The sequence below is a fragment of the Phytoactinopolyspora endophytica genome (assembly GCF_004138495.1).
Classification (GTDB): domain Bacteria; phylum Actinomycetota; class Actinomycetes; order Jiangellales; family Jiangellaceae; genus Phytoactinopolyspora; species Phytoactinopolyspora endophytica.
This window is the reverse complement of the sequence record NZ_ML142856.1, coordinates 10,670-11,030: the sequence shown is the minus strand read 5'-3', so window position 1 is coordinate 11,030 and position 361 is coordinate 10,670. Positions and strand designations below refer to the sequence as shown.

Genomic DNA, 361 nt, shown 5'->3' with positions numbered 1-361 from the left:
CCCGGAGGATCCCGAGGATCCTGAAGATCCCGAGGACCCGGAGGACCCGGAGGACCCGGAGGATCCTGAAGATCCCGAGGACCCGGAGGACCCGGAGGACCCGGAGGATCCTGAAGATCCCGAGGACCCTGAAGACCCGGAGGACCCCGAGGATGAGGACGACGATGACGACGAGGGCCTGCCGGACACCGGCTCCGCCACTACGGCGTGGCTCGTCGCCGGAGGTGCGGCTTTGGCTCTCGGCGGTGGGCTGCTGGCGGTCGGCCGGCGTCGCGGGCAGTTGATGATCTGACTCGTTCGTGGGCGTGACGTCCGGCACCGGCTGACATGAACAGCGACGTGCCGGGCCGTCCCGGACCCC

At 70.1% G+C, this 361-nt stretch carries 1 protein-coding gene; it reads left to right on the top strand.

Annotated elements, in window-relative coordinates; all coding sequences use genetic code 11:
• A partial coding sequence (locus ELR45_RS38090; RefSeq protein WP_129667380.1) for an LPXTG cell wall anchor domain-containing protein occupies positions 1-292 on the top strand: 292 nt, incomplete at its 5' end.
• Positions 293-361 lie beyond the last annotated feature (69 nt).